Origin of the sequence: Carnobacterium funditum DSM 5970, from assembly GCF_000744185.1 — a bacterium.
GTDB classification, from domain to species: Bacteria; Bacillota; Bacilli; order Lactobacillales; family Carnobacteriaceae; genus Carnobacterium_A; species Carnobacterium_A funditum.
In genome coordinates this window covers 922,589-947,955 of record NZ_JQLL01000001.1, presented here as the reverse complement: position 1 = coordinate 947,955, position 25,367 = coordinate 922,589, and the positions used below count along the sequence as shown (strand labels likewise).

The following is a 25,367-nucleotide window of genomic DNA, read 5'->3' as shown; positions in this document are numbered from 1 at the left end:
GCAGCTACGCAAACAATTGCTTGTAAATAAAAACGACTAACATCAAAGTTTGACTAACATCAAAAAGAGATGTTAGTCAAACTTTGATTGTGTTATAATTAAAAGTAATATGAGCTTTTTAGGCTCTCTAAACAAGAGAACTGGTAGGTGAGAATAGAATGAATGAAATCGGTGAAAAATTACAAGAAGCCAGAAAAGCTAAAGGCTATACTTTAGACGATTTACAACAAATGACAAAAATACAAAAACGTTATTTAATTGCAATTGAAGAAGGCAATTATAATGTCATGCCAGGTAAATTTTACGCGCGAGCTTTCATTAAGCAGTATGCTGATACGGTTGGGCTCAATGGAGATCAGTTATTAGAAGATTATACAGATACTGTTCCTCATACTCATGACGAAGAATACGTAGAAAAAGCGTCGGCAAACCAAACACGCTCAGGTAATAAATCAGGTAATAAGGTCCTTACAAAAGTTCAAAATCATTTGCCTACATTACTCATTTCAGCTGTAGTCATCATTGTAGTAACGTCAATTTATCTAGCCTTTATCAAGACAAACCAAGCGGCTAAAGAAGACATGATTACGAAAAATTCAGAAACGGTCGTTGTCTCAAGTACGGAATCTAATTCATCAGAGACAAAAGGGTCAGAAAAAAAGGAGTCTTCTTCTGTCGAAAAAGAAGAACCTAAACAATCCATATCCATAGTATCTTCCACTGGTTCTCAGACTAGCTTTGCCGTAACAGGAGTAGCTGGAAAAAATGAAATTAGTTTGATTGCTGAAGGTGGAGACAGTTGGGTAAGTATAGAAATTGACGGCGTTATGGTCGATCAAGCCTTATTAACTACTGGAAACTCATTGAAAGCTACTATCCCAGATGGTGCAAAGCAGGTTAATCTAGTTATAGGGAACGCTGCGGTTACATCTGTTCAGTTAAATGATGAGAATGTCGAGTACGCTCCTGAAGCGGCCGATGCAGTCACACAGAAGATTGAATTTCAATTTAATGAAAAAGAATAAAGTAAGAAGACAATAAGACATCTCTTTTATTAGAGTTTTCTTATTGTTTTAAATTTAAATATAAATAAAAAAGAAAGAAGGCGATAGTTTGAATTTACCAAATAAATTAACGGTTGTGCGTATCTTTATGATACCCATTTTTGTCATCATCGCTCTGGCTCCTTTAAATTGGGGAGTTTGGCAAATATGGGGGTCAACGATTGAGATTACACAGTTAATAGCAGCAATTATATTTGCAGTTGCTAGTATAACAGATTGGCTTGATGGGAAAATTGCTCGCTCAAGAGGCTTGGTAACAAATTTTGGAAAGTTTGCAGATCCCTTAGCTGATAAAATGTTAGTAATGACTGCATTAATTATTTTAGTTGGCCAAGGCTTAGCTTCTTCATGGGTTGTAGCAATTATCGTTTGTAGAGAACTAGCGGTAACCGGATTGCGTCTATTATTAGTTGAACAAGGAGGAACAGTCCTGGCGGCAGCATGGCCAGGTAAAATTAAGACCATGACTCAAATGATTGCCATTATTTTGTTATTGGTAGATAATTTACCTTTTGAAGGTTTAGGTATTCCTTTAGCTGATATCATGTTGTATATCTGTTTGTTTTTTACTATTTATTCAGGAATCGATTATTTTGTGAAAAATAGCAGTATCTTTAAAGGTTCCATGTAACCTTCTTCGGTGTAATCATACGTGTCTTTAAAAATAGGTTGGGACAGTCGTCTCAGCCTATTTTAGATACTGTGGAATGGTAATGAGAATCTATCTTATTTCAATAATGATTTTATGATCTAATAAAAAAAATAGAAGACCGTCAACAAGCGTATATTGACTATAAGTGAGGAGAAAAAGATGAATGCTGAAATAATTGCTGTCGGGACAGAACTATTGTTAGGACAAGTAGTGAATACAAATGCAACATTTTTATCGAAAGAGTTAGCAACATTAGGTATTGAAGTTTATCATCAATCTGTTGTAGGAGATAATGCAGAAAGATTAGAAGAAGCCATACAATTTGCTGAAGAAAGAAGCGATTTGGTTGTTTTAACGGGAGGCTTAGGTCCAACAAAAGATGATATGACAAAACAAATTTTAGCAAAGCATCTTGGAAAACAATTGGTACGGCACGAAAAGACTATGGAAAAAATTATAAAGTTCCACGAACAAAAAAATCGCCCTATGTCTGAAAACAATGAACTTCAAGCATTAGTAATCAAAAATTCAAGTGTTTTAAAAAATAATAATGGTATGGCTGCAGGCATGTTTTTAAAAATGGAAAATTGTTTTTATTTGTTGCTGCCAGGACCGCCACACGAATTAGAGAGAATGTTTGAGCAAGAAGCAAAACCATTGCTACTGAAGCAAACAGCAAATGAAACTGTTTTGCTATCGAAGATTTTACGCTTTTATGGAATAGGTGAATCGCGTCTAGTTACATTGTTGGAGGATTTGATTGAAAAACAAGCAAATCCTACGTTAGCTTCTTATGCAGGTAAGCATGAAGTGAGCTTGCGCTTAACGGCCAATGGAAGGTCTGAAATCGAGTGCGAAAAAAAGTTGGATAACTTAGAGGTAATAATAAGAGAACGCGCTGGAGACTACTTATATGGCTATGGAGATGACACAAGTTTAGCTGAAGTAGTCAGTAAAGTAATGAAAGAGAGAGAATTGACATTATCAGCAGCTGAGAGTTTAACAGGAGGAGCTTTTCAGAGTACGGTAACATCTATATCTGGTGCTTCAGAATTTTTTGAAGGTGGATTGGTCACTTATAGCAATCGTATAAAAAAAGAGATACTCGGTATCAATCAAAAAATGATGGATCAATTCGGAGTTGTCAGTAGCCAATGTGCCATTAAGATGGCCGAACAGGTCAAAAGTCAGTTCAACACAGATATTGGAATTTCTTTTACTGGTGTAGCTGGTCCATTAAAGTTAGAGAATAAAAAACCTGGTACAGTTTGGATAGGTATAGCAATCAAAAATGAGCGTCCGTATGCAAAATGTTTTCATTTTGAAAAAGATAGAAATAATAATCGGGAACTTTCAGTTCTAGCAGGATTAGATCTAATTTATCGAGAATTATTGGACAAGCAGATTAATGGAAAAGTCCATTGGACTCAGTGAGAAATGGATTAGATAGCGCACCGAATGTTTGTTCGGTTTCTTCTTGCATTTTATAAAAAAAGAAAGTATGATGGATGTTGACAGACCTATAAAATAAAATTAATTATGTAAATTGATAGCAATAAAAAACAATTTAGGAGGACATACAATGGCAGAAGACCGTAAACAAGCATTAGAATTAGCATTGAAAAAAATTGAAAAGAACTTTGGTAAAGGCTCAGTTATGAAGTTAGGAGAAAAAGTGGATACTCGTATTTCAACTATTCCAAGTGGTTCATTAGCGTTGGATGTAGCGCTAGGAGTTGGTGGTTTCCCAAGAGGGAGAATCATAGAAGTATATGGACCAGAAAGTTCTGGTAAAACTACAGTAGCGTTGCATGCTGTAGCTGAAGTTCAAAAACAAGGTGGAATTGCTGCATTTATTGACGCTGAAAATGCACTAGATCCTAAGTATGCAGCCGCATTAGGTGTAGATATTGATGAGTTACTATTGTCACAACCAGATACAGGTGAACAAGGATTAGAGATTGCGGATGCGTTAGTTTCAAGTGGTGCTGTAGATATTGTTGTTATTGATTCAGTGGCGGCATTAGTTCCCCGTGCAGAAATTGAAGGTGAAATGGGAGACAGTCACGTTGGTTTACAAGCTCGTTTAATGTCTCAAGCTCTTCGTAAATTATCTGGTTCAATTAACAAAACGAAAACAATTGCTTTATTCATTAATCAGATTCGTGAAAAAGTTGGAGTTATGTTTGGTAATCCTGAAATTACACCAGGTGGACGTGCTCTTAAATTTTATGCAACGATTCGTTTAGAAGTAAGACGTGCAGAACAAATCAAACAAGGTACGGATATTATGGGAAATCGTACAAAGATAAAAGTAGTGAAGAATAAAGTAGCCCCACCATTCAGAATAGCAGAAGTTGATATTATGTATGGAGAAGGAATTTCACAAGTTGGAGAACTCGTGGATATGGGATCAGAAAAAGATATTATAGACAAAGCGGGAGCTTGGTACTCTTATAAGGGGGAACGAATTGGACAAGGACGAGAAAATGCAAAACGTTACTTCATAGATCACCCTGAGTTAAGAGCCGAAATCGAGAAAAAAGTACGTGCAGCTTATGGTATAGGTGAGGCTGAGGAAAATACAGATGAAAAAGATAAAGAAAAAGAAAAAAAGAAAACTGATTCAACTTCAGAAAAAAAAAGTAAACCGATTTTAACTGAAGGAAAATAAAACCTATTTAAAAAAAGGCCTAAAAAGAAGCTAGGACGGGTTGTACCGGTTCAGCTTCTTTTTTTTTTTTAAAAGAAAAAAAGGTGAAGAATGAGAAATATATAAGATAACGTTCTCATTTAATGGACAAAAGTAGCATAATCACCCTCAAAAACTATTATTAAGTTGACATGTCCCGTGTAGACAATTAAAATTAGAATATCCTTTACTTTATCTTTAGATAACAGGTAGGTTTTATTGGTAAAAAAGTTACGAAGTTCTACCAGATAATTGATAATTGATAATTGATAAATAGGAAATGACAAATTAAATAAGATACGGAGGTGGAAGAATGAATTTTAACAGTATAGCCTTCGCTATCGTTACTTTAGTTGTCGGTCTTTTTGTAGGGTATGCCATCCGCAAATCAAAACATGAAAAAGAATTGGCTGGTGCTAGGAACACTGCAACTGGAATATTGGATGAAGCTTATAGAGAAGCAGAAACCATGAAAAAGGAAGCGATGTTAGAAGCGAGGGAAGAAAACTACAAATATAGAACTGAAATTGAAACTGAGCTGAAAGAAAGAAGAAATGAGATTCTAAGACAAGAAAATCGGTTAGTACAGCGTGAAGATAACATTGACCGTAAAAATGACAGCTTAGAAAAACGTGAACGGACACTTGAAGCAAAAGAAGAGAAATTAGGTTCAAGACAACAACTATTGGACGATTTGGAGATCCAAGCAAGAAAGCTAGTTGAACAACAAGAAACAGAATTAGAAAATGTAGCTGCTCTTTCACGAGAAGATGCTAAACATATTATTATAGAAGAGACAGAAGAACAGTTGTCTCATGAATTGGCTGTTATGGTTAAACATTCTGAAGAAAAAGCTAAAGAAGAAGGAGATCGTCGTGCACGCGAATTGATTGCTTTAGCCATTCAAAGAAGTGCTGCAGATCAGGTTTCTGAATCTACGGTTTCAGTCGTATCTCTACCGAATGATGAGATGAAAGGTCGTATTATTGGACGTGAGGGTCGTAATATACGAGCTCTTGAAACGTTGACTGGGATCGATTTAATTATTGATGATACACCAGAAGCAGTCATTTTAAGTGGATTTGATCCGATTCGTCGTGAGATTGCCCGTATGACACTTGAGAAACTAATTCAAGATGGAAGAATTCATCCTGCCCGCATTGAAGAAATGGTAGAGAAATCACGTAAAGAAATGGATGAACGAATCCGCGAAATTGGTGAACAAGCAACATTCGAAGTCGGAGTACATTCTATTCACCCTGACATTATAAAAATATTGGGACGTTTACGTTTCAGAACAAGTTATGGACAAAATGTCTTGCAACATTCGATTGAAGTCGCTAAGTTAGCAGGAGTACTTGCCGCTGAATTAGGAGAAGACGTGACCTTAGCTAAACGTGCAGGACTACTTCATGATATCGGTAAAGCGTTAGACCATGAAGTAGAAGGTTCTCATGTAGAAATTGGTGCAGAAATCGCTATGCGTTACAAAGAAAACGAAACAGTGATTAATGCAATTGCCTCTCATCATGGAGATGTTGAAGCAACTTCTGTTATTTCAGTCTTAGTAGCAGCTTCAGATGCTTTATCTGCCGCTAGACCAGGAGCTAGAAGTGAATCACTTGAAAATTATATTCATCGTCTTGAAAAATTAGAAAATATTTCTAATAGCTTTGAAGGTGTAGAACAGAGTTATGCTATTCAAGCTGGTCGCGAAATAAGAATCATGGTTAAACCAGATACAGTTGATGATCTAGAAGCTATCAATTTAGCTCGGGATGTTCGAAATATGATTGAGGATGAGTTAGATTATCCAGGACATATTAAAGTAACCGTTATTCGTGAAATACGAGCAGTTGAATATGCAAAATAGGTAGCTTCAAACAGAAATGAACTTAAAAAGATACGAAACGAATGATTTTCATTCTTTTCGTATTTTTTTTAATGGTAAAAAGATAAAAGAAGAATCAATGGAAGCATGTCGTAGCTTTTCTTTACTACGAATTATTGTTAAAATGGTTTGAATGCAATTATCTAGAGAAGAGGCAATAGAAATGAGATTATTATTCATTGGTGATGTTGTAGGATCTATGGGACGAGAAATGGTTCATGATCATTTACACAAATTAAAACAACAATACAAACCACAAGTAACTATTTTAAATGGTGAAAATGCAGCAGCAGGAAGAGGCATTACTGAAAAAATCTATAAAGGGTTTCTCCAAGATGGAGTAGATATTGTTACTATGGGAAATCATACATGGGACAACCGTGAAATTTTTGAATTTATTAAGGATGCGAAAAAAATGATTCGTCCAGCAAATTACCCTGAAGGAACACTTGGGAATGGTATTGCTTATATTAAAGTAAATCAATTGGAGTTAGCTGTTATCAATCTTATTGGTCGAGTATTTATGTCAGATGTAGATGATCCATTTAGAAAAGCGGATGAATTAGTTGAAGAAGCGAGCCAACGGACTCCTTTGATATTTGTTGATTTCCATGCTGAAACAACCAGTGAAAAACAAGCATTAGGATGGTACCTTGATGGTAGAGTTTCCGCAGTAGTTGGAACACATACACACGTACAAACTAATGATGCCCGTATTTTACCCGCCGGTACAGCCTACTTAACCGATGTGGGCATGACCGGTCCGTATGATGAAATTTTAGGAATGAAACGTGAATCAGTTATTAATCGCTTTTTGACTCAGATGCCAACACGCTTCGAGGTGCCTAAGGAAGGACGTAAATTATTATCAGGTTGTTTTATCGAAATTGATGATTTAACGGGAGCAGCAAAAAAAATTGAAAATATTGTTATTAATGATGATCGTCCATTTGGGAATGATTTTTAATAAGTATAATCTATTAAAAAGGGTAAAGTGAGGAAGGAAATAAGCATGCCACAAAAAACAGAACATACACCTATGATGGTACAATATTTAGGGATTAAAAAACAATATCCGGATGCGTTTTTATTTTATCGCTTAGGTGATTTCTATGAGATGTTCAATGAAGATGCGATAAAAGCTTCTCAACTATTGGAAGTTACATTAACTAGTCGCAATCGCAATGCAGAGAATCCTATACCGATGTGCGGAGTACCTTATCATGCAGCCAGGGGATATATTGATGTATTAATTGAAAAAGGCTTTAAAGTAGCTATTTGTGAACAAGTAGAAGATCCGAAAACTGCTAAGGGAATGGTCAAACGAGAAGTCGTTCAATTAATCACACCTGGAACGGCGATAGAGTCAAAAAATATGGATGCAAAATCTAACAATTATTTGGCTGCAATTTTGGTAACGAATACCAACCAATTTAACTTAGCCTATGCTGATTTAAGTACCGGAGAACTAAAAGCTACCCAGTTATCTTCTGTGGAAGAAGTAATCAATGAATTAAGTAGCTTAAAAACAAAAGAAGTTGTTTTTGAAGAAGCTGAAAGTCTTGATTTACAAACTGAATTACAAATGAAGTTAGGTGTCATGATATCAACGCAACAAAGTAGCGATGAGAATGCTTCATTATCTTATTTGTCTAGTGAAGTAGAGGATGAGCACATTATTTCAGCTATAAAAATGTTGTTGTCTTATTTAGCAGTAACTCAAAAAAGAAATTTGACTCATTTACAAAAGGCAGAAGTATATATCCCAGAACACTTTTTAAAAATGGATCATTATTCAAAACATAACTTAGAGTTAGCTTCTTCTATCAGAACTGGTCAAAAAAAAGGAACCTTACTTTGGCTTTTAGATGAAACTAAAACGGCTATGGGTGGCCGGTTAATGAAGCAATGGATTGATCGACCTCTAATTCAAGAACAGGCTATAAAAAGACGTCAAGATGTTGTAGAAAGTCTAATTAATCATTTCTTTGAACGAACCGATTTAAATGAAGCTTTAACAAAAGTGTACGATTTAGAACGTTTAGCTGGAAGAGTAGCATTCGGAAACGTTAATGGTCGAGATTTGCTTCAATTGAAAAGTTCTTTATCACAAATCCCACTATTGAAGCAAATTATCGCTTTAATAAACAAGAACGAATGGGATACCTTACTGACTAATTTAGATGATGTTCCTGAGGCTGTGGAGTTAATAGAACGTGCTGTTGATTTAGATGCGCCTCTTTTTTTGAAAGATGGGAATGTTATTAAAGATGGATTTGATGAGCAACTAGATTGTTATCGAGATGCTATGAAAAATGGTAAGCTATGGATCGCTCAACTAGAAGCTCAAGAACGCCAAAAAACAGGCATCAAAACTTTGAAAATTGGTTATAATCGAGTATTTGGCTATTATATCGAAATAACTAAATCTAATCTAGCTTCCCTACCGGAAGGGTTATATGAGCGTAAGCAAACTTTAGCCAATGCTGAACGATTCATTACACCTGAATTAAAAGAAAAAGAAACACTCATTTTGGAAGCAGAAGAAAAGTCATTAGCTTTAGAATATGAATTGTTTACCAAAGTGAGAGACGAGGTTAAGCAATATATTGATAGACTGCAATTGTTGGCTAAGACAGTAGCAACTATTGACGTCCTGCAAAGTTTCGCTACAATTAGTGAGAAATACCACTACGTAAGACCAGAGTTGACTTTCGATAGTAGAGAACTGGTACTTAAGGACGGTCGACACCCGGTTGTAGAAAAAGTACTAGGCCAACAGACTTATGTGCCCAATAGTGTTGAAATGAACGAGCAGACAGAGATTATGTTGATAACGGGTCCAAATATGTCCGGAAAAAGCACGTATATGCGTCAGCTAGCCTTAACGGTCATTATGGCTCAGATGGGTTGCTTTGTTCCTGCTCAATCAGCTAAATTACCAATATTTGATCGGATTTTCACTCGTATTGGAGCAGCGGATGATTTAATTTCTGGGCAAAGTACGTTTATGGTTGAAATGATAGAAGCTAATCAAGCGCTACGTCATGCTACTCAACATAGTCTGATTTTATTTGATGAGATTGGTAGAGGAACAGCTACATTTGATGGTATGGCTTTGGCAGAGGCCATTATTGAATACATCCATAATCATGTCCACGGAAAAACATTGTTTTCTACTCATTATCATGAATTGACGGTATTGGATGAGGAGTTAAAAGGGTTAGTAAACACGCATGTAGGGGCTATAGAAGAAGATGGAGAATTGATCTTTTTACACAAAATGCTACCAGGAGCGGCTGATAAGAGTTATGGGATACACGTAGCTAAGCTGGCTGGGTTGCCCAAGAACTTGTTAACGAGAGCAACGGTAATTTTAGAACGTCTGGAAAAGAAAGAAAAATTATTATTAGAATCAACAGGTCAAGAAACGAAGAATACAGATAAAACAAAATCCAGAAAAAATAAAGAAATAGAAAAAGAAGAGCAATTATCCTTGTTTGGAATAGTAGATGAAAAAGAAGTTTCTATTGTAAAAACATTAACTGAATTAAATCTATTAACGATGACTCCTTTAGAAGCCTTAAATGTATTGCATAACCTCCAACAGCAGCTTGACTAAAGAATAATGTAAAAAATAGACAGAAAGGAACAGAAAAAAATGGCGAAAATTCAAGAACTTTCCGAACTATTAACGAATCAAATTGCAGCTGGGGAAGTGATCGAACGACCAGCTTCCGTTGTGAAAGAACTGATTGAAAATGCAATTGATGCAGGCAGTACCCAAATCGAAATTTTAATTGAAGAGGCTGGACTTAAAAAAATTAAGATAATCGATAATGGAGAAGGAATTTCATCAGAAGAAGTGTTAAATGCTTTTAAGCGACATGCGACAAGTAAGATTTATTCGCGTGATGATTTATTTAGAATTCGTACATTAGGATTTAGAGGCGAAGCTTTGCCAAGTATTGCTTCTGTTTCTGAAGTTACATTGGAAACCTCAACTGGAGAGCAAGAAGGGGCTTTCGTCTATTTAAGAGGCGGTAAACTAATAGAAGAACGTTCTGCTCAGTCCAGGAAAGGAACTACAATAACGGTAGAGAATTTGTTTTTTAATACACCTGCTCGCTTAAAGTATGTAAAAACAATCCAAACTGAGCTTGCTAATATAACAGATATCGTCAATAGAATGGCTATTAGCCATCCTGACATAGCATTTAGGTTGGTTCATGATGAGAACCAATTAATGAGAACCGCTGGCAATGGTGATTTAAAACAAACGTTAGCAGGGATTTATGGTGTGGCTTTGGCTAAAAAAATGCGTAAAATAGACGGAAAAGATTTAGATTTTCAGATCAGTGGGTATATATCACTACCAGAAATGACAAGAGCAAGTCGTAACTATCTTTCTATTATTATTAATGGACGTTATATTAAAAATTATTTATTGAATAAAGCTATTGTTGCTGGCTATCGTTCGAAACTTATGGTCGGTCGTTTCCCAATTGCTGTTATTGAAATTACAACAGATCCATTATTGATGGATGTTAACGTTCACCCGACTAAACAAGAAATAAGGATTAGCAAAGAAAAAGAATTGATGGCGTTAATTGAATTAGCTATTCACCAGTGTTTAAGTAACGAGCAGTTAATACCGGATGCAATAGCTAATTTAAATTTCAAAAAACAAACGGATCAGACGTACAACTCTGATGAACAAACAAAACTAAATTTTTCTGATGATTCAATCAATCAAAGCAATAAACCTGAAAAAGCAGCGACTTATCATGATCTTTGGGAAACACCAAAAACTCGATTTTTCTCTAATCAAAAAAATGAAGAATTTAATAATTTGCAATCTAAACCAGCAGATGAGGACGAGAATGAGACTTTTATTTTAAATGAGCCTGACTCTTTGAATAATCAAGAAGACAAATCTAGTTTACAAGTTGCTTTATTATCTCAACATCAGGCACCTTACCTTCAAACAGCCGAAAAACTAATGGAAGCTAAGAAAATGGACTTACCTGAAAAAATTAATTTGCCTTCATTAGAATATATTGGACAAATGCATGGAACCTATTTGTTTGCACAAAATGAAGAAGGATTATATATCTTAGATCAACATGCGGCACAAGAAAGAATCAAATACGAATATTTCCGGAAAAAGATTGGTGAAGTAAGCACAGATTTGCAAGAATTATTAGTGCCTATTTTATTGGATTACCCTAATAGTGATACTATTAAAATTAAAGAAAATCAGCAGGCTCTTGAAGAGATTGGCATTCACTTAGAGGCTTTCGGGCAAAATAGTTTTTTGTTGAGAAGTCATCCGGTGTGGTTTGATAAAGGAGCAGAAGAGCAGATAGCTAAAGACTTAATTGATTTATTGTTAGAAAAAGGTAAAGTGGATGTGGCAAAGTTTCGTGAAGCTACAGCTATTATGATGAGTTGTAAAGGATCCATAAAAGCTAATCATCACTTAAATGACGCAGAAGCACGTTCTTTATTAAAGGATTTAACTAAAACTAAAAATCCTTATAATTGTCCTCACGGTCGCCCTGTATTGATTCGCTTCACGAATAACGATATGGAGAAAATGTTCAAACGGATTCAAGATTCTCACTAACAGGTTTATGTTTTAGAGTAAGCGGATAACTTGAAGCTTTGTTTGATATACGATAAGATAAATTAAGGAATAAATGTTAACTTCTGCTGCTAAGCAAAGAAAAACCGTCTGATTTAAGAATATTTTTAGCATAGAATAGGAGTGTATGTATGAAAGATGTAAAAAAAGACGAATTGAAAAAAAGACTGACACCCATTCAATATGAAGTAACCCAAAACGAAGCAACAGAAAGACCTTTTACTGGAGAGTATGATGCCTTTTATGATGACGGTATTTTTGTCGACGTAGTAAGTGGAAAACCGTTATTTTCTTCAACAGATAAATACGATGCTGGATGCGGTTGGCCGTCTTTTACAAAGCCTATTGATTCCAAAGAAGTGATTGAAAAAACAGATCGTAAATTATTAGGTATGAAAAGAACGGAAGTACGCAGCCAAGAAGCGGATTCTCATTTAGGCCATGTTTTTAATGATGGGCCACCTGAAGAAGGCGGATTGCGTTATTGCATCAATTCTGCTGCTTTACGGTTTGTTCCAAAAGAACAACTAGAACAAGAAGGTTATAGTTCATATTTAAAAATTTTTAATTAACAAATTTTAAAAAATCTATTGTTCAACTAGTCTTAATTCAAAAAATTCTTCACTCCATTTAATCGAGTGAAGGATTTTTTGGTTTGTTCAAGATAATTATGAAATGAGATAAATGATTTTAGAACTTTCTTTTAAATGTTTAAATATGTTAGAATGAAAAGGGAACAGGTGTACTTGTCAAGTACCTTGGATATTTGAACGAATGGAGCTAAAATGATGTATGAATACCTTAAGGGCATGGTTACTTTTATTGGTCCTGCCTATATCGTGCTAGAATTAAATGGAATAGGTTATTTGTTATACATAGCAAATCCATTTCGGTTTTCTAACCAATTAAATCAAGAAACAACTCTTTATATTCATCAAGCTGTCCGAGAAGATGCTATCACTCTATATGGATTTAAAGACTATAACGAAAAACAGTTGTACTTAAAATTAATTAGTGTATCAGGAATTGGACCTAAAAGTGGATTAGCTATATTAGCTAATGATGACCATTCAGGTTTAGTGCAAGCTATCGAAAACGAAGAGGCCTCATATTTAATGAAGTTTCCGGGAGTGGGTAAAAAAACAGCTGCTCAAATTATTTTAGACTTAAAAGGTAAACTTGACGACTTAGAAATAATCAGTTCGCCAGTTGTGGGAGCGATTCAACAGCACTTGAGTTTGTCTCATAAACAAGGACCTGTTAATGAAGCAGTTGAAGCTTTAGTTGCTCTCGGGTATAGTGCAAGAGAAATCAAAAAAGTTGAACCAGAAATTCGCAAAATGAATAAAGATACAACAGATGCTTACTTAAGAGAAGCATTACGTTTATTGATGAAAAAATAAAAATGCTGTAAAAAAAAGAGGTGAATAAAAATGTCTGACCAAGAACGCATTATCTCAGGGGAAAGCGACAGTTTAGATGAATTATCTATCGAAAAAAAATTGCGTCCTCAACGTTTAAATCAATATATTGGACAATCAAAATTAAAATTAGAACTAGGAATTTATATTGCGGCTGCTAAAAACCGTGAAGAAGCTTTAGACCACGTTCTATTATATGGACCACCTGGACTAGGCAAAACAACAATGGCAATGGTCATATCAAATGAAATGGATGTCAATATACGTACGACTAGCGGTCCAGCAATTGAAAAAGCAGGGGATTTAGTTGCATTATTAAGTGAATTAGAGGCCGGCGATGTTTTATTTATTGATGAAATTCATAGAATGCCACGAATGGTAGAAGAGATACTCTATTCAGCAATGGAAGATTATTTTGTTGATATTATTGTTGGTCAAGGGCCAACAGCCCATCCAATTCATTTTCCGTTGCCCCCTTTTACGTTGATAGGAGCAACAACACGAGCAGGCATGTTATCAGCCCCTTTACGAGATCGTTTTGGAATTGTTTCACATATGGAATATTATACAGTAGCAGATTTAAGTGATATTGTTATTCGTTCTGCTGATGTTTTTCAAACGGAGATACATGTCGATGGTGCATTAGAAATTGCAAGAAGATCAAGAGGCACCCCGCGTGTAGCTAATCGTTTGTTGAAAAGGGTAAGGGATTATGCCCAAGTGCAATCAAATGGCGTGGTAGATAAAAAGAGTGCAGATGAGGCCTTAACTATGCTAAGAGTAGATCAAAAAGGCTTGGATTTTGTCGATCAAAAAATGGTCAGAACAATGATTGAAGTTTACAAAGGTGGACCAGTAGGACTGTCAACAATTGCAGCTAATATTGGAGAAGAAATGGAAACAATTGAGGACATGGTGGAACCTTATTTATTGCAGATGGGCTTTATTCAGCGGACGCCACGTGGTAGAATTGTTACACAGCTAGGTTTTGACCATTTAGGTTATCCTCCTACAAACAATTAGAGACAGGGGCGTTTAGTTATGTTATCAACAAATGATTTTGATTTTGAATTACCCGAGGAGTTAATTGCACAAACTCCATTAGAAGATCGCTCTGGCTCAAAGCTATTGCTGCTAAATAAACAAAATGGCGAGATAAAAGACGAATACTTTCCAGCTATTTTAAATGAACTAGAGGCTGGTGATGCGTTAGTTATGAATGATACGCGTGTATTGCCAGCTAGACTTCATGGAGTGAAACCTGAAACTGGTGGACACTTAGAAGTATTGTTGTTAAAAAATACTGCTGACGATCAATGGGAAACATTGGTTAAACCTGCAAAAAGAGCAAAAATAGGAACGAAAATTTCATTTGGTGATGGTCGTTTAGAAGCTGTCGTAAAAGAAGAGTTAGACCATGGTGGTCGAATTATTGAATTTTATTACGAAGGGATTTTTCTAGAAGTATTAGAATCGCTTGGCGAAATGCCATTGCCTCCGTATATAAAAGAACGCTTAGAAGACAATGAACGGTATCAAACAGTTTACGCGAAAGAGAACGGATCTGCTGCAGCTCCGACTGCTGGACTTCATTTTACACAAGAGTTATTAGAAGAAATTAAAGCAAAAGGGGTTAAACTTGTATTCTTAACACTTCACGTTGGTTTAGGTACGTTTAGGCCAGTAAGCGTTGATTCAATTGAAGACCATGAGATGCACTCTGAATTCTATCGATTGTCCAATGAGGCTGCCGATCAGTTAAACAAAGTAAAAGCTACTGGAGGAAAAATTATAGCGGTGGGTACAACTTCGATTCGTACGCTTGAAACAATAGGTACTAAGTTTAACGGTGAAATTAAAGCAGCTAGTGGTTGGACTACTATTTTTATTTCTCCAGGGTATGAATTTAAAATTGTAGATGCTTTTCTAACAAATTTTCATCTTCCAAAATCAACACTAGTGATGTTGGTTAGTGCTTTTGCAGGAAGAGAGAAAGTTTTGGAAGCATATGCTCATGCGGTAAAAGAACAGTATCGATTCTTTAGTTTTGGTGATGCTATGTTCGTAAAATAATTAATGGTTGCATATGATTTAAATATAAATAAAATAAAAAAAGAGAAGCCGGCTAAAAAACGCCAACTTCTCTTTTGTTTTAAGAGAGGTATGAGTGAACTATTTGACTATTTAAACAGGTTAAACTTTAACTACTGAATTTCTTTTAAAAACGACATACATCTTACTTCACTTTATTCGTAACACTTAATTAAGAGAATCTTTTTTGATTTGAAAAATGTTTTTTTAATCTAATTGCTTGTTCATGTTACAAAACGTTTAAGGGTCTTGCTCAAAGAAATGTGAATCTGGTAAACCAAAACAAAATGTTGAATTAATTGTTTCTTTGAATCTAAACAACTAAGAAACTCTTTCGTTCACCCATACTTGCATCTCTCTTTACACTCATAATATACCACATAAAGATATCGCTTACAAATGATATGCTTTCTTTTTATAAATGAATTTGCAAAATAATAAAAACATTAGTATAGTTAGTAAGTTAATAAATTTTAGCTAATGAGCTTAATGATTTTAAAGTATAACGAAAGTAGGAAAATAACTATGTCGGAACCAGCAATTAAATATCGATTAATAAAAAAAGAAAAACATACAGGGGCTCGTCTAGGAGAAATTATCACTCCTCACGGAACATTCCAAACGCCTATGTTCATGCCCGTAGGGACTTTGGCAACCGTTAAAAGTATTGCTCCAGAAGAACTTGAGTCAATGGGAGCTAGTATTATTTTAAGTAATACCTATCATTTGTGGCTCAGACCTGGTGAAGATATCGTGGAAGAAGCAGGTGGACTGCATAAATTTATGAATTGGGACAAAGGGATATTAACCGATTCAGGTGGATTTCAAGTCTTTTCTTTAAGTGATCTGCGACAAATTGAAGAAAAAGGGGTTCATTTTAGAAATCATTTAAACGGGTCTAAAATGTTTCTTTCACCGGAGAAAGCTATTCAAATTCAAAATAAATTAGGGCCGGATATTATGATGAGTTTGGATGAGTGCCCACCATTTGATGAAAGTTTTGACTATGTAAAAAAATCTGTAGAACGTACGACACGTTGGGCAGAGCGCGGCTTAATGGCCCACGCTAAGCCTAATAGTCAAGGTCTTTTTGGAATTATTCAAGGAGCAGGATACAAAGAATTACGCCAACAAAGCGCTAAGGAACTTGTTGCAATGGACTTCCCTGGCTATTCAATTGGAGGGTTATCAGTAGGAGAGCCTAAGCAATCAATGAACGAAGTACTTGAATACACTACACCTTTGATACCAGAAAATAAGCCACGCTACTTAATGGGCGTTGGAACGGCTGATTCATTAATTGATGGAGTGATACGGGGAGTAGACATGTTTGATTGTGTCTTGCCAACCAGAATAGCAAGGAACGGTACTGTTATGACTAGTCAAGGACGAGTAGTCATCAAAAACGCACAGTATGAGCGTGATTTTGGGCCATTAGATCCAAAATGTGACTGCTATACCTGTAAGAATTATAGCCGAGCATATATCCGTCATTTGATCAAAGCAGATGAAACTTTTGGGTTACGATTAACAAGCTACCACAATCTTTATTTTTTATTAAATGTAATGAAAGATGTTAGACAAGCAATCAGGGATGATAATTTATTAGAATATAGAGAAAGTTTTTTTGAAGAATATGGTTACAACAAACCAAATGCAAAAAACTTCTAAAACTTAATAAAAAAATAAGTGGTACTAACGAGTAAGTTTTGGTACAGTAAATACTGAGAGATAGTTTTAAAATATAGAATGGAGTGAAGTAATGGAATTTCTTTATAGTGTGTTACCGTTTGCTGCAATTATGGGCTTAATGTATTTCATGATGATTAGACCACAAAAAAAGGCGGCAGACAAAACAAAAAATATGTTGTCTTCAATGAAAAAAGGTGACGGTGTTGTGACAATAGGTGGCTTACATGGAGTAATTGACGAACTCAATGAAACAGATAAAACAGTAGTCATAAATTGCGAAGGAATCTTTTTAACTTTTGAAAGGCGCGCAATTGCTCGTATTAAAGATTTAGCAGTAGCTTCAACAATTGAAACCTTTGAAGCTGAACCAGAAGATAATGAATTAAACAGATAAAAACTTCACGACTGAATAAACAAAAGAGAAGGTTTTAATCTTTTCTTTTGTTTTTTATCTTAATCTAAAATCGACAATAAAGTATAATTATTTTTTTCAGAAATAGAGGTGTTTAGAATGAATGAGCATTCATTTTCTTTATATAAAAAAATTGAACCATGGTTGGACTTAAAGATAACAGAATTCCAGTTATTAGGATATGGACAAATATCCCAAGAGGATCTATGGCGTTACCTAACTTTATTTTCTTGGAAAAGGAATACACCCACTCATTACTATCAACAAATTCAACACATCATGCAATTAACACCGAATGATTATTTAGATTTTGCATCTGTTGAAGTATTGATTTCTCCGATAGATTCATTAGAAGATATGGATATAAATGATTTATTATAAATATAGGTATAATAAAACCAATTCTATTGAAGTATATACTACACCTCAAAAGTTAGAGAACCAATCTAATTTTTGAGGTGTATTTTTTAAACCAATAAATTTAAAATAAAAAAAGTAGTGAATCACGATGTAAATTAAAAAAAGGCAATAAGAATATGTTTTTAGATCAATATTATGGAAGATAAATCAATTTTTACCAGACTTGTTTTCAGATAGTACAACAATAAATAAATCTTTTATTGTATTCATTGTGAAATCAATATCAAATGAATTTTTACTAACCAAATAAAATTAATTAATAGCAAAGCGTATTATCCACAAAAGAAAGCGTTTTATTAAAGGTTTTTGTTCTTTTTTTAATTTTAAAATAAAAAGAAGGAAAAAGCTTTACATTTTATTATGAATGAATTATGATTAGGTTGTGAATAAGTTAACAATAAAAAAACGGAGGAATACAAAATGACTTCTACAAAATTAGAGAATAAAGTTAAAAAAGACACAATCGAGGTTGCAGACACAAAATTACCTATCGAAGTGGCTATTAATGAAATGACAACTAAAGGTAAAAAAGCCTTAGCAACATTAGAAACGATGAATCAAGAACAAATTGATCACATCTGTCACCAAATGGCATTAGCAGGATTAAATGAACATATGCTTTTAGCTAAAATGGCTGTTGAAGAAACAGGTAGAGGAATTTACGAAGACAAATGTATAAAAAATATGTTCGCTACAGAATCTATCTGGAATACAATCAAACATGATAAAACTGCAGGTATCATAAGCGATGATGAACAAAGTCAATTAATTGAAATTGCTACTCCTGTAGGAATCGTTTGTGGAGTAACTCCTGTAACGAATCCTACTTCAACGACATTATTCAAAGCATTGATTGCTATTAAAACACGTAACCCAATTATTTTTGCTTTCCATCCAAGTGCTCAAAAATGTTCAGAAGCAGCCGCACAAGTTGTTTTAAATGCAGCTGTTAAAGCAGGAGCTCCTGAAGATTGCATTCAATGGATCAAACAACCCTCTTTAGAAGGTACTAACTTATTGATGAATCATTCAGATATCGCTATCGTTTTAGCAACTGGTGGATCAGCAATGGTAAAAGCCGCATATTCAACTGGAAAACCCGCTTTAGGAGTAGGACCAGGAAATGTTCCTAGTTATATTGAAAAATCAGCTAAAATTAAACGTGCTGTTAACGATGTTATTGCTTCAAAATCATTTGACAATGGAATGATTTGTGCCTCAGAACAAGCCGTTATTGTTGACCAAGAAATTTATGATGAAGTAAAAGCAGAGTTCATAAAGCATCAGGTATATGTTATTAAACCGACTGAATTAAAAAAACTTGAAGATGCAGTAATGAATCCAACTAAAACAGCTGTTAATGCAGCTATCGTAGGAAAATCTGCAGAAGATATCGCTAATCTTGCAGGAATTAAAGTTCCAAAAGGAACAAAAATAATTATTGCTGAATTAGATGGAGTTGGAGAAAATTATCCATTATCACGTGAAAAATTATCTCCAGTTTTAGCTATGCTTAAATCAACTTCAACTGAAGATGGATTCTCATTAGCTCAACAAATGTTAGAATTAGGTGGTTTAGGTCACTCTGCAGCAATTCACACATTAGATGATGAACTAGCAAAAAAATATGGAGAACAAATGAAAGCTTGTCGTATTTTAGTAAACTCTCCTACAGCACAAGGTGGTATTGGCGATTTGTATAATAACATGATTCCTTCATTAACGCTTGGATGTGGTTCATACGGTAAGAACTCAGTATCTAAGAACGTATCTACTATTAACTTAATGAATATTAAAACAATTGCAAAACGTAGAAATCATATGCAATGGTTCAAATTACCATCAAAAATTTATTTCGAAAAGTATTCTATTCAATATTTACAAAAAATGGAAAATATTAAAAAAGTATTCTTAGTTTGTGATCCAGGTATGATTGAATTTGGCTATGCAGATAAGGTTATTGCTGAATTAAATAAAAGAAAAGAAAGTGTACAAATAGAAATATTCTCAGCAGTAGAACCTAACCCATCAACAAATACAGTTATGGCTGGAACAGAAGCTATGATTCAATTCCAACCTGATACCATTATCGCTATTGGCGGAGGTTCAGCTATGGATGCTGCTAAAGGTATGTGGTTGTTTTATGAAAAACCAGAAACAGAATTTTTTGGAGCTAAACAGAAATTTTTAGATATTCGTAAAAGAACGTACAAAATTCCTACTTTAAATAAAACTCAATTTGTCTGCATCCCTACTACATCAGGAACTGGTTCAGAAGTAACACCTTTTGCAGTTATTACAGATAGTGAAACACACGTGAAATATCCTTTAGCCGATTATGCGTTAACGCCTGATGTTGCTATTATCGATTCACAATTTGTCATGAGTGTTCCTAAATCTGTTACAGCTGATACAGGGATGGATGTCTTAACACACGCAATTGAATCATATGTTTCTGTAATGGCAAGTGACTATACAAAAGGGTTAAGTTTACAATCAATTAAATTAGTATTCCAAAACTTACGTAATTCTTACTCATATGCAAATGAAGAAGCCAGAGAAAAAATGCATAATGCATCTACTATGGCTGGTATGGCATTCGCAAATGCATTTTTAGGAATAAACCATTCTATTGCTCATAAAATAGGAGGAGAGTACAATATTCCTCATGGACGTACGAACGCAATCTTGTTGCCTCATGTCATCCGTTACAATGCAAAAGATCCTTCAAAACATGCATTATTCCCTAAATATGAGTTCTTCAAAGCAGACGAAGATTATGCTGAAATTGCTCGTTTCATGGGATTCAAAGGAAATACAACCGAAGAATTAGTGGAGTCATTAATCTTTGAAATTAGCAAATTAGGTAAAGATGTTGGTATCGAGATGAATTTGAAGGCCCAAGGTGTTACACAAGAAATTTTAAATGACACCGTTGATCACATGGCTGAACTAGCATTCTTAGACCAGTGTACTACTGCGAATCCAAAACAACCATTAATTAGTGAATTACGCCAAATTATTATTGATGCTTATGATGGTGAATAAATAACAATAAAATATAGGTTTAATTTAGATTCTAAAAATATAAGTAGCAAGAAAGTCTAAATAGAAGAGAGAATGATACTGTGTTCCTGATGCAAAGGAAACACAGTATCATTCTTTTTTTTGCAGATAGTCGAACAAATTTTTCGAGTTTAAATGATATTATTCAATTTTTTTAAAAAACAAACTTATAGATGTGTGTAAATACCATCCATGGAAAGATTGCTTTTTAAATTAAAAATAGTTATAATTAAACTAATAAGTTAGGTTTGCCTAAAAATAGAAAAGTTGGTGATATAATTGACACCTAATAAAGAAGATTATTTGAAAATTATTTATGAACTTGGTGGAACAGAAAAAAAAATAAATAATAAAGAAATTGTAAAGAGATTAGGAGTTTCAGCAGCTTCAGTTAGCGAAATGATGTCTAAACTACTAAAAGAGGGTTATATTGAAAGATTGCCTTATCAAGGAGTAGAACTTAATGAAAAAGGTCTGCGTAAAGCTAGCACATTGATAAGAAAACACCGATTGTGGGAGGTTTTTCTAGTTGAAAACCTTGGGTATTCTTGGAATGAAGTTCATGCAGAAGCAGAAGTTTTAGAGCATGTTTCCTCAATTGAATTAACCAACCGGTTAGAAAATTATTTAAATTCACCTAAAATATGTCCTCATGGAGGAATGATTCCAGGGGAAAACGGTATGCTAAAAGAACCCTTGTTGGAAACCTTAGTTGAACAAAAAGAAAATCAAAAAGTGCGAATAAAACGTGTAGCAGATGAAAAAGACTTGTTAGACTATCTAGTCTCTATAGGTATTAAAATAAATGATGTCTGCACAATTGATTCTATCGGTGCTTATGAAGGATCCATCGTAGTTGAAAAAGAACAGAAAAAAATTCAGATAAGTTTTAAAGCTGCATCAGATATATACGTTCAGGTAATTTAGATAAAAAGAATTCGACGCAAAAGCCGAATTCTTTTTTTGCTTCATAAATGACTAATCTTGAATAGAAATATGTGTTCGCGTATAATTATAAGAAAAGGAGGCAAAGAGAGTGGAAATTGGAGTGGTACGTTTTGATGAACCAAGTAAGGATACATCTAGAAAAATTATTCACATTGATATGGATGCTTTCTTTGCTTCTGTCGAAGAAAGAGATCACCCAGAATTAAAAGGGCAACCCATTATCATTGCTAAACACCCTAACTTAACAAAAGGAAAAGGAGTCGTTGCAACGGCTAATTATGTTGCAAGGACATATGGAGTGCACTCTGCAATGAGTGCTCAAAAAGCCTATGAATTATGTCCTAAGGGTGTGTTTATTTCAGGTAACTATGAGCGATATCGAGAGATTTCAGCAAAAATACGAGAAATTTTTTTGAACTATACGGATATCATTGAACCGCTTTCTTTAGATGAAGCTTATCTTGATGTTACAGAAAATAAAAAAGAGATGAAAAGTGCAACTTTTATTGCTCAGTCTATTCAAAAAGACGTTTGGGACAGTGTGCGTTTAACTTGCTCAGCAGGAGTATCTTATAATAAATTCATAGCAAAACTAGCTTCAGATTTTAAAAAGCCAGCTGGAGTCACTGTAGTCACACCGGATGAAGCCCTAACTTTTTTAAGAAATCTTCCTATCGAAAAATTTTATGGGGTAGGAAAGAAGACTGTCGAGCGGATGCATGATTCAGGTATTTTTAATGGCGAAGATTTATACCAAAAAAATGAAATGGATTTGATTCGTTCTTTTGGAAAGATGGGTTATTCTCTTTACCGAAAAGTTAGAGGGATTGATGATTCACCAGTCCGTATTAGTAGAGAAAGAAAGTCAGTTGGGCGGGAAAACACGTACAATAAAAATTTAGTGACAGAAAATGAAATTATAGCAGAATTGCGTTTCTTATCTAATAAAGTCCAACATTCATTAAGAAAAGAGCAAAAGCATGGAAAAACGATTGTGTTAAAGGTTCGTTATTCTGATTTTGAAACAGTGACTAAACGACATACACTACCTCATTACATTAAAGATGCCGAAGAAATATTTTTTCATGCTCAAAATATTTGGGATGAAATAGGGCAACTAAAAAAAGGAATTCGATTATTGGGGATTACGGTTACAACGCTTGATCCATTGACGTTTGAAAACATTGTCTTGCCTCTTTGGGAAAACTAAAAAAAGTGGCATCTAAAGAAAAACTGACCTAAATTGATTTCTTTTTTCTAAAAGTATACTGTATTTACTAATACAGTTTTTTTGTTGTGTTATAATGAAAGGGGATTTTAATAATGAAGATATCATGGCATGGACAATCATTTTTACAAGTTGTTACCAATACAGGATACACAATTTTATTTGACCCATTTATTACAGGAAATCCAAAAAATAATCTTAATTCGAAAACAATTGTAGCGGATGTTATTGTTGTTACACATGCTCATGAGGATCATATCGGTGATACACAAGAAATTGCAAAAAGAACAAATGCTTTAATCGTTACGACTGTTGAAATAGCTAAGTTTTTTGAAACAAAAAACTTAAGAACGCATGGAATGCAAATGGGAGGAAAGCATCTATTTGATTTTGGAGAAATTAAGATGACTCAAGCTATTCATGGGTCATCTTATGAAATTGATGGCAAGCTTACGACACTTGGATTAGCAGCTGGAATTATTTTCCATTCAGATGGAAAAACAATTTATCATGCTGGGGATACTGCTCTCTTTTCTGATATGAAGCTGATAGGTCAGTATCGTCCTTTGGATGTGGTATTTTTACCAATCGGAGATAACTTCACGATGGGTCCAGAAGATGCTGCTATTGCTGCTGATTACTTGAAAGCTAAAAAAGTCGTTCCGATTCATTACAATACTTTTCCTTTGATTGAACAAGACCCTATAGCTTTTTGCAATAGTTTACCTGGAGAACAAGGGAAATTTTTAAAAGTAGGAGAAATTTTAAAAATTTAATAAACAACTATTTTTGGAGGGTAATCTATGACGACTAAACACGAACGAATATTAGCTTATATAGAAACTTTACCAGTTGGAGAGAAAATTTCTGTGCGATTAGTCGCTAAGAATTTAAAAGTCAGTGAAGGAACAGCCTATAGAGCCATTAAAGAAGCGCAAAATAATGGATTGGTTTCGACTATTCAACGAGTAGGAACCATTAGAATTGAAAGGAAAATGAAAGAAAGTATAGAAACACTTAGTTACGGCGAGATTGTAAAAATTATTGAAGGCGATATATTCGGAGGAGAGAATGGACTAAACAATATTTTAACCAAATTTATTATTGGTGCAATGACTGAAGACGCAATTGTTCGTTACATTACGCCTGGATCTTTAATGATTGTTGGAAATCGAGAGAGTGTTCAAAGGTTAGCCTTGAAAAGTGGAGCTGCTGTTTTAATTACAGGGGGGTTTGAAACAAGCGATGAAATTATTGAGTTGGCTAATGAATTAGCCTTGCCGTTAATGGGAACAAGCTATGACTCATTTACTGTGGCTACCATGATTAATCGTGCTATGACAGACCAACTAATAAAAAAAGACATTATCTTAGTAGGAGATATTTATACAAAAATTAACCAAACAATGCATCTAAATGTAGAAGATACCATATTAGATTATCGTCGATTAAATGAGAAAAGTGGGCATACAAGATTTCCTGTTGTAGGGAAGAATTTACGTTTAGTTGGGATTGTTGCCGCTAAAGACATGATTGGAAAACCTGATCAACAAAGTATTGAGCGCGTCATGACAAAAGATCCTACAGTAGTGAAGACACATATGAGTGTGGCTAGTGTCGGACATCTTATGATCTGGGATGCGTTGGAAGTTATGCCGGTGGTCGAAGACAATCTAACGTTAATGGGAATTATTTCAAGGCAAGATGTCATGAAAGCTATGCAGTCTGCACAGCGACAACCACAAGTTGGGGATACCATTGCTGATCAGATTCATGAACAAATAGAATTAAGCAGTGAAACGCAAGAAATGGTTGAAAACTCTATCCCTTCTTATAAATTCACTGTAACGCCACAGATGACAGATTCGGTAGGGACCATTTCCTTTGGCGTGTTGAGCGAGATTATCACTAGCTGTGCAAAGCGTTCATTGTTGCTTTATCAAAAAAGAGATGCTTTGATTGAACAGATGGATTTACATTATTTTAAAATGATTCAATTGGAGAGCACGTTAGAGATTAGACCCAAAGTTTTTGAAATCGGTAGACGTTCGTCGAAATTTGATATTGAAGTGTATGTTGAAAATGTGTTAGTTGCTAAAGCTATTGTGATTTGCCAAATGATGCAAAGAAATTAGAAAGGAGT

20 protein-coding genes are annotated in these 25,367 nt (G+C 34.6%); all 20 read left to right on the top strand.

Annotated elements, in window-relative coordinates:
* Window positions 1–158 precede the first annotated feature (158 nt).
* The 20 genes from BR44_RS04305 to BR44_RS04210 all read left to right on the top strand — a co-directional run bounded on the left by BR44_RS04305 (window position 159) and on the right by BR44_RS04210 (window position 25,359).
* The gene (locus BR44_RS04305) at window positions 159–1,025 is read left to right on the top strand and encodes a helix-turn-helix domain-containing protein (RefSeq protein ID WP_034550834.1); all 867 of its coding nucleotides are present in this window, start codon (window positions 159–161) and stop codon (window positions 1,023–1,025) included.
* A gap of 88 nt (window positions 1,026–1,113) precedes the next feature.
* On the top strand, window positions 1,114–1,695 hold the full coding sequence (pgsA, locus tag BR44_RS04300; RefSeq protein ID WP_034550833.1) for a CDP-diacylglycerol--glycerol-3-phosphate 3-phosphatidyltransferase: 582 nt from the start codon (window positions 1,114–1,116) through the stop codon (window positions 1,693–1,695).
* A 180-nt stretch (window positions 1,696–1,875) separates the two neighbouring features.
* Window positions 1,876–3,150: a competence/damage-inducible protein A gene (locus tag BR44_RS04295; protein WP_034550832.1), complete on the top strand. Its 1,275-nt coding sequence runs from the start codon at window positions 1,876–1,878 to the stop codon at window positions 3,148–3,150.
* Between the two features lie 148 nt (window positions 3,151–3,298).
* Window positions 3,299–4,390, top strand: coding sequence for a recombinase RecA (gene recA, locus BR44_RS04290; RefSeq protein ID WP_051912509.1), 1,092 nt, complete (start codon window positions 3,299–3,301; stop codon window positions 4,388–4,390).
* Between the two features lie 331 nt (window positions 4,391–4,721).
* Window positions 4,722–6,281, top strand: coding sequence for a ribonuclease Y (gene rny / locus BR44_RS04285; RefSeq protein ID WP_034550831.1), 1,560 nt, complete (start codon window positions 4,722–4,724; stop codon window positions 6,279–6,281).
* Window positions 6,282–6,462: 181 nt separating this feature from the next.
* Complete coding sequence (locus BR44_RS04280; protein WP_034550830.1) at window positions 6,463–7,266, top strand: TIGR00282 family metallophosphoesterase; 804 nt, start codon at window positions 6,463–6,465, stop codon at window positions 7,264–7,266.
* A 45-nt stretch (window positions 7,267–7,311) separates the two neighbouring features.
* The gene (gene mutS / locus BR44_RS04275; protein WP_034550829.1) at window positions 7,312–9,921 is read left to right on the top strand and encodes a DNA mismatch repair protein MutS; all 2,610 of its coding nucleotides are present in this window, start codon (window positions 7,312–7,314) and stop codon (window positions 9,919–9,921) included.
* A 39-nt stretch (window positions 9,922–9,960) separates the two neighbouring features.
* Entirely contained in the window at window positions 9,961–11,928 is a 1,968-nt protein-coding gene (gene mutL, locus BR44_RS04270) for a DNA mismatch repair endonuclease MutL (RefSeq protein WP_034550828.1), read from the top strand.
* Between the two features lie 149 nt (window positions 11,929–12,077).
* Window positions 12,078–12,518 (top strand): peptide-methionine (R)-S-oxide reductase MsrB, encoded by a 441-nt coding sequence (gene msrB, locus BR44_RS04265; RefSeq protein WP_034550827.1) that lies wholly within the window; start codon window positions 12,078–12,080, stop codon window positions 12,516–12,518.
* 216 nt (window positions 12,519–12,734) lie between these two features.
* Window positions 12,735–13,349 (top strand): Holliday junction branch migration protein RuvA, encoded by a 615-nt coding sequence (gene ruvA, locus BR44_RS04260; protein ID WP_034550826.1) that lies wholly within the window; start codon window positions 12,735–12,737, stop codon window positions 13,347–13,349.
* A gap of 30 nt (window positions 13,350–13,379) precedes the next feature.
* Window positions 13,380–14,390 carry a Holliday junction branch migration DNA helicase RuvB gene (gene ruvB, locus BR44_RS04255; RefSeq protein WP_034550825.1) on the top strand — a complete coding sequence of 337 codons (1,011 nt, stop codon included), beginning with the start codon at window positions 13,380–13,382 and terminating at the stop codon, window positions 14,388–14,390.
* 18 nt (window positions 14,391–14,408) lie between these two features.
* A complete protein-coding gene (queA, locus tag BR44_RS04250; RefSeq protein ID WP_034550824.1) occupies window positions 14,409–15,440 on the top strand; it encodes a tRNA preQ1(34) S-adenosylmethionine ribosyltransferase-isomerase QueA in 1,032 nt (343 codons plus the stop codon).
* A 543-nt stretch (window positions 15,441–15,983) separates the two neighbouring features.
* A complete protein-coding gene (gene tgt, locus BR44_RS04245) occupies window positions 15,984–17,129 on the top strand; it encodes a tRNA guanosine(34) transglycosylase Tgt (protein WP_034550823.1) in 1,146 nt (381 codons plus the stop codon).
* A gap of 91 nt (window positions 17,130–17,220) precedes the next feature.
* Window positions 17,221–17,544, top strand: coding sequence for a preprotein translocase subunit YajC (gene yajC / locus BR44_RS04240; RefSeq protein ID WP_034550822.1), 324 nt, complete (start codon window positions 17,221–17,223; stop codon window positions 17,542–17,544).
* A 117-nt stretch (window positions 17,545–17,661) separates the two neighbouring features.
* Window positions 17,662–17,943 carry a post-transcriptional regulator gene (locus BR44_RS04235; RefSeq protein WP_034550821.1) on the top strand — a complete coding sequence of 94 codons (282 nt, stop codon included), beginning with the start codon at window positions 17,662–17,664 and terminating at the stop codon, window positions 17,941–17,943.
* A 459-nt stretch (window positions 17,944–18,402) separates the two neighbouring features.
* A complete protein-coding gene (gene adhE / locus BR44_RS04230; RefSeq protein WP_084676086.1) occupies window positions 18,403–21,030 on the top strand; it encodes a bifunctional acetaldehyde-CoA/alcohol dehydrogenase in 2,628 nt (875 codons plus the stop codon).
* 297 nt (window positions 21,031–21,327) lie between these two features.
* Window positions 21,328–21,975, top strand: a complete 648-nt coding sequence (locus BR44_RS04225; RefSeq protein ID WP_034550820.1) for a metal-dependent transcriptional regulator — start codon at window positions 21,328–21,330, stop codon at window positions 21,973–21,975.
* Between the two features lie 109 nt (window positions 21,976–22,084).
* Window positions 22,085–23,206 carry a DNA polymerase IV gene (gene dinB, locus BR44_RS04220; RefSeq protein WP_051912507.1) on the top strand — a complete coding sequence of 374 codons (1,122 nt, stop codon included), beginning with the start codon at window positions 22,085–22,087 and terminating at the stop codon, window positions 23,204–23,206.
* A gap of 113 nt (window positions 23,207–23,319) precedes the next feature.
* Complete coding sequence (locus BR44_RS04215; protein WP_034550819.1) at window positions 23,320–24,000, top strand: metal-dependent hydrolase; 681 nt, start codon at window positions 23,320–23,322, stop codon at window positions 23,998–24,000.
* A gap of 27 nt (window positions 24,001–24,027) precedes the next feature.
* The gene (locus BR44_RS04210) at window positions 24,028–25,359 is read left to right on the top strand and encodes a DRTGG domain-containing protein (RefSeq protein WP_034550818.1); all 1,332 of its coding nucleotides are present in this window, start codon (window positions 24,028–24,030) and stop codon (window positions 25,357–25,359) included.
* Window positions 25,360–25,367: the final 8 nt, after the last annotated feature.